This is a genomic window from Propionivibrio pelophilus DSM 12018 (assembly GCF_059569095.1).
The window spans coordinates 36,189-52,212 of record NZ_JCANUT010000021.1 but is presented as its reverse complement, the minus strand read 5'-3'; the positions used below and the strand labels follow the sequence as shown (position 1 = coordinate 52,212).

At 57.0% G+C, this 16,024-nt stretch carries 13 protein-coding genes; 8 read left to right on the top strand and 5 right to left on the bottom strand.

Annotated features, from left to right (window positions below):
* The 5 genes from BO74_RS10700 to BO74_RS10680 form a co-directional block, all read left to right on the top strand.
* Positions 1–283: hypothetical protein (locus tag BO74_RS10700; RefSeq protein ID WP_496442201.1), on the top strand; the 283-nt coding region annotated here is incomplete at its 5' end.
* A gap of 197 nt (positions 284–480) precedes the next feature.
* Positions 481–1,875, top strand: a complete 1,395-nt coding sequence (dnaA, locus tag BO74_RS10695; RefSeq protein WP_496442200.1) for a chromosomal replication initiator protein DnaA — start codon at positions 481–483, stop codon at positions 1,873–1,875.
* 217 nt (positions 1,876–2,092) lie between these two features.
* The gene (gene dnaN, locus BO74_RS10690) at positions 2,093–3,205 is read left to right on the top strand and encodes a DNA polymerase III subunit beta (RefSeq protein WP_496442199.1); all 1,113 of its coding nucleotides are present in this window, start codon (positions 2,093–2,095) and stop codon (positions 3,203–3,205) included.
* Between the two features lie 53 nt (positions 3,206–3,258).
* Positions 3,259–5,730 (top strand): DNA topoisomerase (ATP-hydrolyzing) subunit B, encoded by a 2,472-nt coding sequence (gyrB, locus tag BO74_RS10685; protein ID WP_496442197.1) that lies wholly within the window; start codon positions 3,259–3,261, stop codon positions 5,728–5,730.
* 18 nt (positions 5,731–5,748) lie between these two features.
* Positions 5,749–6,660: a hydrogen peroxide-inducible genes activator gene (locus BO74_RS10680; RefSeq protein ID WP_496442195.1), complete on the top strand. Its 912-nt coding sequence runs from the start codon at positions 5,749–5,751 to the stop codon at positions 6,658–6,660.
* An 80-nt stretch (positions 6,661–6,740) separates the two neighbouring features.
* On the opposite strand, the gene BO74_RS10675 is transcribed toward BO74_RS10680, so the two are convergent.
* The 3 genes from BO74_RS10675 to BO74_RS10665 form a co-directional block, all read right to left on the bottom strand.
* Complete coding sequence (locus BO74_RS10675; RefSeq protein WP_496442193.1) at positions 6,741–9,302, bottom strand: DNA topoisomerase III; 2,562 nt, start codon at positions 9,300–9,302, stop codon at positions 6,741–6,743.
* Positions 9,303–9,485: 183 nt separating this feature from the next.
* Positions 9,486–10,589, bottom strand: a complete 1,104-nt coding sequence (gene dprA, locus BO74_RS10670) for a DNA-processing protein DprA (protein ID WP_496442191.1) — start codon at positions 10,587–10,589, stop codon at positions 9,486–9,488.
* A gap of 6 nt (positions 10,590–10,595) precedes the next feature.
* Complete coding sequence (locus BO74_RS10665; protein WP_496442190.1) at positions 10,596–11,612, bottom strand: LysM peptidoglycan-binding domain-containing protein; 1,017 nt, start codon at positions 11,610–11,612, stop codon at positions 10,596–10,598.
* Positions 11,613–11,783: 171 nt separating this feature from the next.
* Between BO74_RS10665 and def the strand changes: the two genes are divergently transcribed.
* The 3 genes from def to htpX are packed head-to-tail and all read left to right on the top strand — an operon-like array spanning position 11,784 to position 14,122.
* Positions 11,784–12,287, top strand: coding sequence for a peptide deformylase (gene def, locus BO74_RS10660; RefSeq protein WP_496442189.1), 504 nt, complete (start codon positions 11,784–11,786; stop codon positions 12,285–12,287).
* Positions 12,284–13,207 (top strand): methionyl-tRNA formyltransferase, encoded by a 924-nt coding sequence (fmt, locus tag BO74_RS10655; protein ID WP_496442188.1) that lies wholly within the window; start codon positions 12,284–12,286, stop codon positions 13,205–13,207. Before def ends, fmt begins: the two co-directional genes overlap by 4 nt.
* Before the next feature lie 60 nt (positions 13,208–13,267).
* On the top strand, positions 13,268–14,122 hold the full coding sequence (htpX, locus tag BO74_RS10650; RefSeq protein ID WP_496442186.1) for a zinc metalloprotease HtpX: 855 nt from the start codon (positions 13,268–13,270) through the stop codon (positions 14,120–14,122).
* Here the strand turns inward: htpX and BO74_RS10645 are convergent.
* Both BO74_RS10645 and BO74_RS10640 read right to left on the bottom strand, forming a co-directional pair.
* Positions 14,113–15,066, bottom strand: coding sequence for a S1/P1 nuclease (locus BO74_RS10645; RefSeq protein WP_496442185.1), 954 nt, complete (start codon positions 15,064–15,066; stop codon positions 14,113–14,115). The genes htpX and BO74_RS10645 overlap by 10 nt on opposite strands.
* Positions 15,056–15,955, bottom strand: coding sequence for a cation diffusion facilitator family transporter (locus BO74_RS10640; RefSeq protein ID WP_496442183.1), 900 nt, complete (start codon positions 15,953–15,955; stop codon positions 15,056–15,058). Before BO74_RS10640 ends, BO74_RS10645 begins: the two co-directional genes overlap by 11 nt.
* Positions 15,956–16,024 lie beyond the last annotated feature (69 nt).

Here is a 16,024-nt window from a genome sequence, read left to right as displayed (position 1 = left end):
TGCTTCTCCATTGCCGACACCAATCGCCGGCAAGCGCCGCGCCCCGAATTTCGCCCCTTCGCCGTGCTTTGAAGTCGGTTATTCAGGACGGACTCGCTATCCTGCCAATACCTGCAGAAAGAATCGCGATTCAATTGTTGTTCTTCGTCCTCAAAGGTTCGATGGTTCGTCCTGCGTGAAGGACAGGAGCGCGATCGCGTCCGCAAACGGTTCAACGATCGACGGTAGCTTTGCGAGATCAAATTTTCTGCACGCTGTGGATAACTATTCTCCGGCGGGTTAAAATTTAGGCCATCTTTGCCTTCCGCAAGCTTCAGCCGGCTGCGCAATCGGATAGCAGCCAAGGCTTTTTTTGTATTCCTCCCGGGCAATCAATGGATGGCAGTTCGCCACCTATAAATCGATTGTTCCAGCGTTATTGCGTGTTGATCCTGGCGGCGTCAGCGCGTTCTTCATCTTGATTTTCGTTGACTTTTATTAATGAGTAGCTTTTGGAACTCTTGTCTGAGCCAGTTCGAGCAGGAATTGTCGTCTCAGCAATTCAATACCTGGATTCGCCCACTGCGTCTGGAGGGAGAGGACAATCCTGAAGACGGGTTGCGTCTGATCGCACCCAACGGTTTCATCCTTAAGTGGGTCAAGGAACGCTACCTTGGTCGAATCGAAGAACTGGGCAATCAGTTCTTTTCATGCCCGATTGATATTTCTCTGGCTGTTGGCCAAAAAGAGTTTTCCTCACCGAGCAAAAAGCTGGAGATTCCGCGTCAAAGTAGCATTTCCAGTCCAGCGCCAGCGGAAAAAACACTGGCGGAACATGTTCCGGCACGGTCCTACCCTGTCCCTGCCTACGAAAAAACACGGCTTATTCCCGGTTTCACCTTCGAAAATCTGATCGTAGGGAAGGCCAACGATCTGGCTCGCGCAGCTTCCATCCAGGTAGCCACGAATCCCGGGGGGGGCGCATACAACCCGATGTTCATTTATGGCGGTGCGGGGCTTGGAAAGACACACCTCATCCACGCGATCGGGAATCGTATCCTCGAGCAGAATCCGTCCAAGGTCGTCCGTTACGTTCATGCCGAGGATTATTATTCCGACGTTGTTCGCGCATACCAGACCAAGTCTTTCGACGCCTTCAAGCGCTATTACCGTTCGCTCGACGTTCTGCTTCTTGACGATGTCCAGTTTTTCAATGGGAAGAATCGTACACAAGAAGAATTCTTCTTTGTTTTCAACGCTCTTATTGAAGCAAAAAAGCAGATTGTGATCAGTTGCGACACCTACCCGAAAGATATTTCCGGTCTGGAAGATCGTCTGATTACGCGATTCGACTGGGGACTCACCGTCCAGATCGAGCCACCGGAAATCGAAATGCGCGTGGCAATCCTGAAAAAGAAGGCGGAAATCGAGGGAGTCGGCCTTGACGACGAGGTAGCCTTTTACATCGCCAAGCATCTCCGTTCCAATGTTCGGGAACTGGAAGGCGCCTTGAAGAAGGTCTTGGCCTACGCATCGTTTCATGGACGAAAAATTGACCTGGAGCTGTCCAAGGAAGCGTTGAAGGATCTGATCGGTGCGGTCAATCGACAAATTACCGTGGAGAACATCCAGAAAACGGTTGCCGATTACTTCAAGATCAAGGTTGCCGATCTATTTTCGAAGAAGCGCTCACGACAGATTGCCCGTCCGCGACAAATCGCGATGTGGCTGGCCAAAAACCTGACTTCGCAAAGCTATCCGTCAATCGGCGACGCGTTTGGCGGACGCGATCACACCACCGTCCTTCATGCTGTACGAACCATCGAAAGCTTGAAGACGAAGGACAATGAACTGAATCACGATGTCCACGTTTTGCTGCAGGTATTGAAAGGATAATAGTCAACTGGTGTGGGTAACCGGGGAAAAAGCTGTGGCTTGATTGTCGATAACTCAAGTTTTTTGACTGGGTAAAAAAGTTGTTCAGTTTTATCCACAACCCGATACATGAGTTTCTGTTGTCCGTTTAGAGTATCCAAGTTACTGAATTAAAATTAATTGTTTACCTTATCCACAGAATTGTTCTTGAGATTATCTTTATAGGATTTATATAAATATGAATCTTGTTAAAACCAAGAGGGATCTTCTCCTGTCGCCGCTCCAGTCGGTCTCCGGAATCGTCGAGAAGCGGCATACCTTGCCGATTCTCTCCAATGTTCTTCTGGAAAAACAGGGAGATACACTGACATTCCTGGCGACAGACATCGAGATCCAAATTACTACCTCCAGCGTTGTAACCGACAACGCTGCTGACGGAGCGGTGACGGTCGGAGCGAAGAAGCTTCAGGATATTCTGCGTTCACTGCCGGAAAGCGCCGAGGTCTCGCTGGATCTCGATGAAAAACGGCTTCAGGTTAAGGCCGGGAAAAGTCGTTTCAGCCTGCAGACGCTGCCACCGGAGGATTTTCCGCGGATGGCAATCTCTGATGCCCAGGCAGGCAGAGTCGAGTTGACGCAAAAGAAGTTCCGCCATCTTCTGGCGCAGACGCAGTTTTCGATGGCTGCACAGGATGTCCGGTATTACCTGAACGGGTTGTTGTTGTTGATTGATGGCGGTGAACTGCGTGCGGTGGCTACCGACGGGCACCGTCTGGCATACGCGAGCATGGAGATTGGCAACGATGTCTCGCTGCCGAGGCAGGAGCTCATTCTTCCGAGAAAGACAGTTCTGGAACTCAACAGATTGCTTTCCGACAGCGATGAGCCCTTGGTAATCGAAACGACGGCAAACCAGATCCGCTTCCAGTTCGGCAATATTTCCATGGTTTCCAAGCTGATTGACGGAAAGTTCCCGGATTACGAACGCGTCATTCCAGCATCCTTGAAGAATCACGTTCTGCTGAATCGCACTGTTCTTCTCCAATCGATGGTTCGGGCGGCAATCCTTACCAATGAGAAATTCAGGGGGGTCCGGTTGATCCTGGCTCAGGGCAGCTTGAAGATCATGGCGGCAAACGCCGAGCACGAAGAAGCGCAAGAAGAAATCGAAGTGGAATACTCGGGCGATCCAATCGATGTCGGCTTCAATGTAGGTTATCTGCTCGACGTGCTGAACAATACCGCATCGGAAATGGTTGAATGGGGATTCAACGACGCCAATTCGAGTGCTCTCTTATCCGTTCCGGGCAACGATCGTTTCAAATACGTCGTCATGCCGATGCGGATTTAGTTTTTGAATAGAAGAATTGTTAAGTTTCACGTGAAACAGAAATCGGGAACAGCATGAACAACAGCAGTCAACCAGCCTACGACGAGTCGAGTATCCAGCAACTTGAAGGTTTGGAGGCGGTTCGCAAGCGGCCGGGCATGTATATCGGTGATACCTCGGACGGAACCGGTCTGCACCACATGGTCTTCGAGGTCGTTGATAACGCCATTGATGAAGCGTTGGCCGGTCACTGCGACGATATCCTCATCACCATTCATGCCGACAATTCCATTTCTGTTGCCGACAATGGCCGGGGGATTCCGACGGGCATCAAGTTTGACGACAAGCATGAGCCGAAGCGTTCTGCTGCCGAGATCGTCTTGTGCGTCCTGCATGCCGGTGGAAAATTCAACCAGAATTCCTACAAGGTTTCCGGCGGATTGCACGGCGTTGGCGTTTCCTGCGTCAATGCCTTGTCAAGATGGCTTCGTTTGACCATTCGGCGGGACGGAAAGAAATATCAGCTGGATTTCAGTCGCGGCAGCGTGGTTGACCGTCACACCGAAATCCAGAACGGTGTCGAGGTATCCCCGCTCAAAGTAGTGGGAAGCACGGAAAAGCGTGGTACCGAAGTCCATTTCATGGCCGACGAGGAAATTTTTGGCAACGTCGAGTTTCATTACGAAGTGATTGCCAAACGCCTGCGCGAGTTGTCCTTCCTGAATAACGGCGTAAAAATCCGGCTGATCGATCAACGTACCGCCAAGGAAGAAAACTTCGCCTTTCTGGGCGGAGTACAAGGGTTCGTCGAGTACATCAATCGATCCAAAGCGGTATTGCATCCCAACGTTTTTTATGCGGCAGGCGAATCCGAAATTGCCGGCGGTAACGCGACCATCGGCGTCGAAGTGGCCATGCAATGGAACGATTCCTACGCCGAACAGGTTTTGTGTTTCACCAACAATATTCCCCAATCGGATGGTGGAACCCACTTGACCGGCCTGCGGGCGGCAATGACCCGGGTAATCAACAAGTACATCGAAGAAAACGATATCGCCAAGAAGGCCAAGGTCGATATCAGCGGTGATGACATGCGCGAAGGGTTGGCGTGTGTCCTCTCGGTGAAAATGCCTGATCCGAAGTTTGCTTCGCAAACCAAGATGAAGCTCGTCTCTTCCGAAGCAAGGCCGGCGGTCGAGGAAGTGGTGGCAGCGCGCCTCGCCGAATTTCTCCAGGAACGTCCTGCCGACGCCAAAGTCATTACCGGCAAGATCGTCGAAGCCGCACGCGCGCGCGATGCCGCGCGGAAGGCACGGGAAATGACCCGGCGCAAGGGGCTGCTCGACGGCGTCGGCTTACCGGGCAAGCTGGCCGATTGCCAGGAAAAGGATCCGGCCCTGTGCGAGCTCTATCTCGTCGAGGGAGATTCCGCTGGCGGATCGGCGAAGCAGGGACGTGACCGCAAGTTTCAGGCGATTCTTCCCCTCAAGGGGAAAATCCTCAACGTCGAAAAGGCACGCTTCGACAAGCTGATTTCGTCACAGGAAATCGCCACGCTGATTACGGCGCTTGGCACAGGAATCGGCAAAGACGAATACAAGCCCGAGAAGCTGCGCTATCACCGGCTGATCATCATGACCGATGCGGACGTTGATGGCGCCCACATCCGGACCCTGTTGTTGACGTTTTTCTACCGGCAGATGCCCGAGCTCGTTGAAGGCGGGCACATTTATATCGCCCAGCCGCCGCTCTACAAGGTCAAACACGGGAAAACGGAGCAATACATCAAGGACGATCAGGCGCTCAACCAGTTCCTTCTCTCACTGGCGCTGAACGATGCAACGATCATTCCACGGGCTGGCGCTGAAGGAATTGCCGGGGCTGCGCTCGAACAACTGGCCCGCGAGTACCTTCTCGCAGAATCGGTGATAAATCGACTGGGGCATCTCATCGATGCCGACGTGTTGCATGCGTTGATCGATGCGAATGTGGAAGTCGATCTTTCGAATGAATCGACCGCCGCCGCCAGCGCCAGTGTTCTCGCACAAGCTGTTGCCGCACGAGCGGAAATCCGCATCTACGCTTATTTCGATTCGGCGGAAGAAAGCTGGCAATTGCGCCTCGAACGAGTTCGTCATGGCAATCTAAAGGTCAGTGCAATCGACGAAGACTTTGTTGGTAGCGGCGATTACGTTCAGCTAAGGCGCACAGCGACGATCCTGGCCGATCTTTTCGGTCCGGGTGCGACTGTCTCCCGGGGGGAGAAGAAACAGGCTGTGTCGAGCTTTGCCGAGGCCATGCGCTGGCTACTCAACGAAGTCGAACGTGGTGTTTCCAAACAACGTTATAAAGGTCTGGGAGAGATGAACCCGGAACAGCTTTGGGAGACGACGATGGATCCTCAAGTAAGGCGCCTGCTCAAGGTCCAGATCGAGGATGCGATCGGTGCTGACGAAATATTCACGACCCTGATGGGCGAACTGGTCGAACCGCGCAGGAATTTCATTGAAAGTAACGCCCTGGCGGCGAGAAACATCGACGTCTAGATTCCGGCGGACCTTGGCATGACACTTACCGAGCTCCGTTATATCGTAATGCTGGCCCGAGAGTGTCATTTCGGGCGGGCAGCGGAGAAGTGCCATGTCAGCCAGCCGACGCTCTCCGTGGCAATCAAGAAAGTCGAGGATCGGCTTGGTGTCACCCTGTTCGAGCGCAGTTCGGCCGATGTCCAATTGACACCGATTGGCGAACAAATCGCCCGGCAGGCGGAGCGCGTACTCCAGGAAGCGGATAGGCTGAATGAAATTGCCGGGCAGGGAAAAGATCCTTTGATCGGCTCCCTGCGGGTTGGGGTGATCTATACGATTGCCCCCTATCTGCTTCCCAAGCTGATTCCGGCACTACATGAGCATGCGCCCAAGATGCCGCTGTTCATCAATGAGAATTTCACGGCAACCTTGGCCGGGCAGTTACGCAGAGGCGAGCTCGACGTAATCATTATCGCGCTGCCGTTCGATGAACCGGGCATCGTCACCCGCCCTGTCTATGACGAGCCATTCTGCGTTGCTTTGCCGTGTGTTCACCCGCTGGCCGCCAACGACCTCATCTCGCGGGATCAGGTCGCGGCGGAGAATCTTCTGCTGCTGGGGAAAGGAAACTGTTTTCGCGATCAGGTCGTACAGGCCTGCCCGAAGCTGTCAGAACCCGGTGGAATCGAGGGAGCCTTGGAAGGAAGTTCGCTGGAAACGGTCAGACACATGGTCGCCAGCGGGGCGGGGATCTCGGTAGTGCCCGTTTCCGCGGCGAAATCGTGGCCTTCGGGGTCGGATCTGTTGTGCATCAGAAACTTCGCGGCACCTGAGCCTACACGCCGTGTAGCGCTCGCGTGGCGCGTGACCTTCCCGAGACCGCAGGTCATCGACGTTCTTTGCGCGGCGATCGCCGCCGCGCCACCGTCCGGGGTGCGTCTGCTGTAAGGGACAGAAACCACCGATCGCCCGGTGGTTTCACGTGAAACACGATAGCTTGGGTTCGCGGGGAACGCCGACAGTTTCCGCTATCCCTGATCGTCGGCCGCCGACTTCTTGGCGGTAGTTGCTTTCCGCTGTTTTCCAGATGCAGCAGGTTTAGCTTCCCGCTTTTCGAACTCGAATCCGACTTTTCCATCCGATCCACGGACAAGGAACGCCGAGAACTTGCGTCGGGTACGCGCGGAAATGAAGCCTGTGAGCAGATCCGTCTTTCCCGTTGCTAGGAGTTTTGCCATTTGATCGCGATCAACGGCTTGCTGGAGGATCACTTTTCCAGAACGGAAATCACAACTCTTGGTGGCGCCAACCGAGTTCTCGCACAGATAGGACATTCCGTGTTCAAAGACGCGGCCGCTGCATTTGGGGCAAGGACCGAGCGGCTCTTGTCCAGAAAAATCGATTGCTTCTCCGCCGTTTTCTTCCCCGATTCCCTGTCCGAAGTCGAATTCGGGTTGATGGCTTTCGTTAAGCTTGATTATGGCGTTGAATGGCCGTCCCATCTTGTTGCGGAAGCCAGACAACGGTCCGATCTGACGCTTCTCCAGCAGCTCTTCGATCTCCGAGGCTTCGTACTGCCTACCGGCGACGATTTTCCATAGCGAAAAATCGCATCCCTGGCACTGGAATTTCTTGTAGGTTTCCTTGATTGTTCCACCGCATTTTGGACAAGGCGTGGATAGCTCCCCAAAATCGCCAGGAATCGTGTCGTTGTCGTAGCTCTTGGCCCGATCAACGATGTGCTGGGTCATGGCGCTGATTTGCTTCATGAACGTTTCGCGGGACAACTCTCCCCGCTCCATCTGCGCCAGTTTGTACTCCCACTCGCCGGTCAGCTCGGGGGCGGTGAGTTCGCGAACGCCGAGCCCGTTGAGCAGGGTCATGAGCGAGAACGCCTTGGCCGCAGGCAGCAATTCGCGCCCCTCGCGATGAACGTATTGTTCCCCGATCAGGTTTTCGATGATTTGTGCACGGGTTGCCGGCGTACCGAGTCCACGGCCAGCCATTGCCGCCTTCAACTCCTCGTCGTCCACCATCTTTCCGGCGCCTTCCATCGCCGACAGCAGCGTCGCTTCCGAATAACGGGCTGGCGGGCGGGTGGCCAAGCCGTTCAGTGCGATCTCGTCCGCCGCGACCTTCTCTTGAGGAATTACCGCAACAAGACTGCCCTCCTCGCCCTCCTGGCTTTCGCGACCATAGACGGCAAGCCAGCCCGGATTGACCAAGACCTTGCCTTCGGTTTTGAAAGGCTCGCTTTCGACCCGCGTGATCCGCGTCGTGATCAGATATTCCGCTGCCGGGTAGAAAACCGCGAGGAAGCGCTTGACAACCATGTCATACAGCTTCTGCTCGGGCTCGGAAAGGTGCTTCGGGGCCTGTTGCGTGGGGATGATGGCGAAGTGATCAGAGATCTTCGCGTTATTGAAAATGCGCTTGTTGGGAATGACCCAGTTGCGTGCAAGAATCTGGTGGGCGAATGGCGAATATCTGGCAAGCAAGGCCTCGTCATGTCCCTTTCCGGCACCCTCGCCGGTCAGAATCTTCAGCGCTTCGCGAACACTTCCGAGGTAGTCCTCCGGCAACGCTCTGGAATCGGTTCGCGGATAGGTGAGCACCTTGTGCTTTTCATACAGCGCCTGCGCCAGACCGAGTGTGGCCTTGGCGGAGAAACCGAAACGGCTGTTTGCCTCGCGTTGCAGGCTCGTGAGGTCGTAGAGCAGTGGCGACAGCTGTGACGACGGCTTGGCTTCTTCGGTGACGACCCCGGGACGACCTTGGCACTTGTCGCGCAGACGCTGCGCAGTTGCTTCATCCCAAATCCGGTCGGCACGAAGATGCTCGTCTTCCTCGCCTTTTCCCTTGCTGAATTTTTCGTCGAACCAGCGCCCCTTGTACTCGCCCGCCTGGCAGAGAAAGTTCGCTTCCACCTCCCAATAGGAACGTGGTTTGAACTTGCGGATTTTCTCTTCGCGCTCGACGATCAGCGCGAGCGTGGGGGTTTGCACTCGGCCAACGGTGGTCAGATGGAAGCCGCCGGTCTTGGAGTTAAAGGCCGTCATTGCCCGAGTACCATTGATCCCGACGAGCCAGTCCGATTCAGAACGGCATACGGCAGCATCCGCAAGCCCGCGCATTTCGACACCGGGGCGAAGACGGCTGAATCCATCACGGATGGCCTGTGGTGTCATTGATTGGAGCCACAACCGCTCAACGTGCTTACTGGACTTCGAGTGCTGGACGATGTAGTTGAAAATCAGCTCGCCTTCGCGGCCCGCATCGCATGCATTGACGAGAGCGGTGACATCTTTTCGCTTGATCAGGCGGGTAAGGAGCTTGAGCCGGGATTCTGACTTCTCGATCGGGCGAAGGTCGAAATGCGGCGGAATTACCGGGAGGTGGGCGAACGACCATTTCCCGCGCTTGACTTCGTATTCTTCCGGACAGGCGAGTTCTAGCAGATGGCCGACCGCAGAACAGATGATCCCTTCCTCGCCCTCGAAATAGTCGTCGTGTTTTGCGAAGCCGCCCAGCGCTCGGGCAATGTCGGCAGCGACGGATGGTTTTTCTGCGATGATCAGCTTTTTGCTCATGTATGGAGTCCGCGGGAACAGCGAGGGAATGGATACCTGCCGCACATGTTTGTGCGTCAGTGAAATTTGCGACGCATGATAAGAGCAGTGCCGGAAGCTTGGCAAGCGAGCCCTCGGAAAGCAGGTGGCCAACTCGGGGTGTAATGGTGCGGACGCGAAACGTATTTCCCGGCCCGCCAGACTTCAAAGAGGCGCCATGCGCTGAAACCGATTCCCTGGCAGCAGCGCAACCCGTCCCTCCAGTTCCAGTTGCAGAAGAATTACCGAAAGCGCATCTGTGGCCATCCCGGTGCGTATGACCAGTTCATCAAGGCAACAGGACTCGTATCCCAAATGCTTGAGAACACTCTCCTCGACTGAAGGTGGGGCACTACTGTTTCCCTCAGAGTTAACCGCGCGGTTTTCATTCGACTTGACGCCGGAGTATTCCTCGAGAATGTCCTGTGCGCTGTCTACCAGCTTCGCCCCTTGCTTGATCAACTGGTGGCAACCGCGCGACTGGGGAGAATGAATCGAGCCGGGGATGGCGAATACGTCGCGACCCTGTTCGGCAGCCAGGCGGGCGGTGATCAATGAACCGCTCTCGGTCGCGGCTTCGACGACGACAACCCCGCGTGAAACTCCCGAGATAAGGCGGTTTCTCCTCGGGAAATTGGAAGCGAGAACCGGCGTTCCCAACGGGAATTCCGAAACGATCGCGCCGTTGGTCCCGATTTCATGGGCCAATTCCCTGTTTCTTGCAGGATAAACCCGGTCGATGCCGGTTCCGATGAAGGCCACGGTCTTTCCCTTAGCTGAAAGCGCGCCGCGATGCGCTGCAGCGTCGACGCCAAGAGCGAGACCGCTGGCCACGACGAATCCGCCTTCAGCCAGTGCTGCGGCGAATGCCTCTGCGTTTCGCAGTCCTTGGGGCGTCGGATTGCGGGTGCCGACGATGGCGATGGTGGGCTGGTTCAGCAACGCTAGCCGCCCGCGGACATAGAGCAGTGTTGGTGGATCGGCTATTTCCAGCAGGGCCTGGGGATATTCGGAATCTGCCAGCGTGACGATATGCTGGTCCTCACCGCTGGCCCAGGTGACCGCCGCTTCGATTTCGGCTTCATTGTTCGCCTCAAGCAACAGGCTGGCTGCCTTTTCACCAACGGCGGCCCGCAATGCGGCAGAACCGGCAGAAAAAACGGCGTCCGGTAAGCCGAACGCCGAGAGCAGTTTTCGCTGGGTCTGACCGCCGATTCCAGGAATCAGGGTGAGCCTCAACCAGTTGGTTAACGACTCACCGTCGGTCATGTGGCGTCACGGAGTAGAAAGAAAGTCGTTGACGTCCACGGTTCCATCCGACTGAAGCACCAGCGCGTAGGAAATCTGCTCGAATGTGCGGAAGACAAAGGCAAGGCCATAGCGGATCGCCGGGATGACGACGCTGGTTTTCCGATCGTTTTCGTCACGCTGGACGACCGTACGGTTTTTCTCCAGCGCCAGCACGTGCCCGATTTCAACGCCGTCCTTGCTGCCACGGTTGAGGGAAATGATGGACAACCTGCCGCCGGCACCCACACCTCCATAAACCGAGACGACCCGACCCTTGAAGCCGCTTTCCGGCTTGTGCGGCACATAGTCGACGAGTTCGGGACGGACGGACGGGATGAGGCGGTCGCCGCTGCCAATCTCCTGTTTCGCAGTAACGATCTCAAAAATCGCCGGGTCGCCCGGACGTACCTGCGTGGCGGAGCCGAGATGGAAGGCTTCATAGCCAAGGATGCGTTCGGGGTCCTCCGGGTCGCGCAGCGGCTCACCTTTGCGGAACACCTGCCAGTTCTTTTTGCCGGGGTCGGCGTTGGTGACGTACGCGGTATCCCCTTTCGCGAGGAATACGCGATCTTCCTGGGTCGCCACGATTTTTGCGGCATTGTCGAAACCGTTCTGCTCGATGACGAGCGGCGCGGCAATGAAGGGTTCGATGACGTTGGGCGGAATCGGCGGAATCGCCTGGGTCAGTTGCTCCGAATAGATTTGCGGCCGAACCTTCGATTCGAGTCGCAGCAACGGGGCACCAGAAGCATCGCGTCCGAGAACGAGCACATCCCCGGGATAAATGCGGTGAGGATTCTTGATCTGGGCCTTGTTCATGCGCCAGATTTCGGGCCAGCGCCACGGCTGCTTGAGAAATTTCGCCGAAATGTCCCACAAGGTATCGCCGCGAACCACGACATAGCGATCGGGGGCGGTGTTGGACAATTTCAAGGGTTCCTCGGCAGCATTACTAAATGTCGCCGCCGCGGCTAGAAAGAGCACAGATAGAAAGCGGATCATCGTGTTATCCTCGTCAGGCGCGCATCCGGGCTTGGAAAGACTTCGGGACAAGACAAATCGCGAACCGATTCAAAGCAACTTTGTCCAATTTTGCCTGCCCGGATATTGCGCCGTCTTTATAGATGTTGCATTAGATTCTGCACATAATTACTTATTCAATCAAGCTTTTTTATGGCTCTACTCCCGATTCTTCGCTTCCCGGACCCGCGTCTGAAAAAGGTCGCTACGGCCGTTCGGGAAATTGACGAAAGCATAAAGCGGCTTGCCCGCGATATGGCTGAAACGATGTACGAGGCTCCGGGGATCGGTCTGGCGGCAACGCAGGTCGATGTCCATAAGCGGGTAATCGTGATCGACGTTTCAGAAGCACGCGACGAGTTGCTGACACTCATCAATCCGGAGATCACCGAACTGGCCGGAACACAGGTGTGTGAAGAAGGCTGCCTGTCCGTTCCCGGCATTTACGACAACGTCGAGCGAGCGGAGAGTGTGGTGGTGCAGTATCTCGACCTGAAGGGAGAGATGCGAACGATCGAGGCGCATGGTTTGCTCGCGGTCTGCCTCCAGCACGAAATCGATCATCTGGACGGCAAGGTGTTCGTCGAGCACCTGTCCCAACTCAAACAGACGCGCATCAAGGCCAAGCTTGCCAAGCAGGCGAAGATCACCGCATGAAACTGCTGTTTGCCGGAACACCCGAATTCGCCGCGCAATCCCTCTCCGCCATCCTGGCTGCCGGGCATGAGGTGGTGTTGGTACTCACTCAACCGGACAGGCCGTCAGGGCGCGGCATGACACTTCGGCCCTCGCCCGTGAAGGCGCTGGCACAGGCCGCCGGAATCGAGGTTTATCAGCCTTCGTCGCTCAAGGACCCGTCGGCGCGCGAGCGGTTACGTGCATTTGACGTCGATGTGATGGTCGTCGCGGCGTACGGATTGATTCTCCCGCAAGAGGTGCTGGATCTTCCGCGTTACGGCTGCATCAACATCCACGCTTCGTTGTTGCCGCGCTGGCGCGGCGCTGCGCCGATACAGCGCGCCATTCTCGCCGGTGATACCGAGTCGGGTGTCTGCATCATGCAGATGGAGGCCGGACTGGATACCGGACCGGTGCTTCTCTCCGGGCGCCTGCCGATCGCCGCCGACGAAACGGCGGGGTCGCTGCACGACAAATTGGCCGAACTTGGCGCGCGACTTATCGTTGAGGCGCTGGGGCAACTTCCTCTTGCCGCCTCTCCCCAGTCTGATGAAGGGGTGACTTACGCGGCCAAGATCGAGAAGGCGGAAGCCTTGCTCGATTGGTCTCTGCCCGTTGGGGAGCTGGAACGCAAGATTCGCGCATTCAACCCGTTTCCCGGCGCATCGACTACCTTGGACGGAGTCCAGGTCAAAATCTGGCAGGCGGTTGCCGTTCCCGAGACGGCCGCGCCCGGAACCGTCATTTCTGCTGATCGGAAAGGAATCGTCGTCGCCTGCGGCGAGGGGGCCTTGCGCCTTGGCGAGTTGCAGAAGGCCGGCGGGAAACGCCTTTCGGCAGCGCAATTCCTGGCCGGTAACGCCTTGCTGCCGGGCGCGGTGTTTTCCTCGGCATCTTGAATTTTTCCTGCTCTGCCCAATCTAAGCTTGCGGCAGAGATAACGGAAGGAGATTCCAGCAATGCTGGCGAACTGGTTAAAGACGACCGTCCTGATGGCGGGCATCGTGGCGCTGTTTGGCGCGATCGGCGGATACCTTGGCGGGGCCAACGGCATGATCATGGCGCTGATTTTCGGTGGCGCGATGAATTTCTTCGCCTACTGGTTTTCCGACAAGATGGTTCTGCGCATGTACAACGCGCAGGAAGTCGATGAGACGTCCGCTCCCCAGTTCTATGCCATGGTGCGCGAGCTGGCGCAACGGGCAGAATTGCCGATGCCGCGGGTGTACCTGATCGATGAGGCGCAGCCGAATGCCTTCGCCACCGGCCGCAATCCGGAAAACGCTGCTGTGGCGGCGACGACGGGAATCCTGAATCTTCTCTCCGCGCGCGAGATCCGTGGGGTGATGGCGCATGAACTGGCGCATGTGCAGCACCGCGACATCCTGATTTCGACGATTTCGGCGACGATGGCCGGGGCCATCTCTGCCTTGGCCAATTTTGCGATGTTCTTCGGCGGACGCGATTCCGAAGGTCGACCGGCAAACCCGATCGCCACCATCGCGGTTGCCCTCCTCGCACCGATCGCCGCGTCGCTGATCCAGATGGCCATTTCCCGTGCGCGCGAGTTCGAAGCGGACCGCGGTGGTGCGGAGATTTCTGGCGATGCGAACGCGCTGGCCGACGCGCTGACCAAGATCGACCGTTACGCACGCGGGATTCCGATGATCGCGGCCGAGGAACACCCCGCCACGGCACAGATGATGATCATGAATCCGCTGCACGGTGGCGGCATCGCCAATCTTTTCAGTACCCACCCGGCGACCGAGGAGCGTGTGGCTCGCTTGCGGGCGCTGGCCGGCGGCTATCGCTGAGCGCGTTCGTCCGTGGCAAGCACCTCGTTCAATACGTCGGCGAGGCGATAGCCGGCTTGAACGACTCGCCGGCGAGCGATCTCCCGGCTGTGATCAAAAAATGTCTTTGTGATTACCGGTATCGACTCTTTGCTCGCCGGATAGCCATCTTCACGCGCCAACCTCCAGCTTTCGCGGATCCACTGCCGGCCGGAAGTTGAGCGTGGTGGCCGTGGATGGGCAGCAAGCAACTCCCTGGCTGTCTGATCAAGCCTTTTGCCGCGCAGCCAGCGCGGCCCGGCCAGGTCATCCCAGAAACTGTGCAAGGTCATGAGCGGCTTGCGTGAGTTGAACGGATTGTTGATCTGCAGGTTGTTTCCCTGCCTGTCCCATCTCCCCTGCCTATTCACCCGGGCGCTAGTGTGCAGCGGCTGATGTGCATCACCAATGAGGTGAATGAGCCAGGGCAAGGCATAACTGCGTTCCCTCTCGTCAGTCGATTCCCGCAAGAGTTTGATCAGTTCGGGCAGACGACGCCCGAGTTCTCCGAAAAGCGCCTTGCCGTCCGGCGCACCGTCGAGCGGGATATTGACGTAATGCCAGTTACCGCGCCGCTCCATGTCGGGAAAACCCGGCAATGTGGGAGTTGGTACCTCCTTGCTTGCCGAGTAGAACCGCGTGTCTTTGCGTATTTCGTCGGGCCAGGTAGACGCCTCGATGAAAGCCTTCCGTGCGTTGTCGGAGGCTCCTGTTCGGCGCAACCAACGTGCGTGGTCAGGATGGCTGCGTAGCAGCGACAAGGCTTCCTCCCGGACTGCGGGACGAAGGAAGTCCCAAGCGATGGCTGCGGTGAGGCGGTGTCCAGCGGCGTTCCAGGCAAATGCCGCGGAAGGCCACACCAGGATCGTCGCAACAATGCCGGCGAACGCGGGACGTGATCCAGGACGCCCCGCGTCAGCGGTCAAGGGCGATATCCTCGTGAGACACGGGATCTTCCAGCGGTTCGAGATGCGTGATCACCGTGGTGCGTGGCAACGCGTTACGGATGTCGCTCTCGACGTTCTCGGCCAGATCGTGGCCGCGCCTGACCGACCAGGCACCGGGTACCAGAACGTGCAGTTCGACAAAGCGGCGTGCCCCCGACTCACGGGTGCGCAGGGCATGAAAATCGATCCCCTCAGCTCGATAGCGCGCCAGGATGGCTTCGACGCGGGTGTGGTCTTCAGACGGCAGCGCGTGATCCATGAGTCCGGAGGTGGACCGGTGAACGAGCTTCCAGCCCGTCCAGACAATATTCAGGGCGACCAGGAGGGCGATCAGCGGATCGAGCCATAACCAGCCCGTCAAAGTGACGGCGCAGACCCCGACGATGACTCCGGCCGAGGTCCACACGTCGGTTAGCAGATGGTGGGCATCTGCTTCAAGCGTCAGCGATCGGTGTTCGTGGCTAGCGGCAAGAAGGACGCGGGCGGTGAAAAAATTGATCAGCGACGCGACGACCGAGACCGCCAACCCGATTCCGACATCGGACAACGGCTGGGGATTAAGGAGTCGCTCCACCGCAGAGATACCAATCGCTGCGGCGGCGAACAGAATCAGGAGGCCTTCGAAACCGCTGGAGAAATATTCGGCCTTGCCGTGCCCGTAAGCATGTTGATCGTCCGCTGGCTGCTCGGCGATGCCGAGCATGGCGAGAGCCATCATTGCTCCGGCGAGGTTGACCAGCGACTCTAGGGCATCGGAGAGCAGTCCGACCGAGCCGGTTAGCCACCAGGCGACTGTTTTCAGGGCGATGGTACCTAGCGCTGCGGCAATCGATAGCCAGGCGAAGCGTTTGAGGGATTGATGACTCATAAGTACATTATCGCAAAAATGAGCCGCGCTCGTTGACAGTCGGTAATGCGGCCAATATAATTGTCCGCT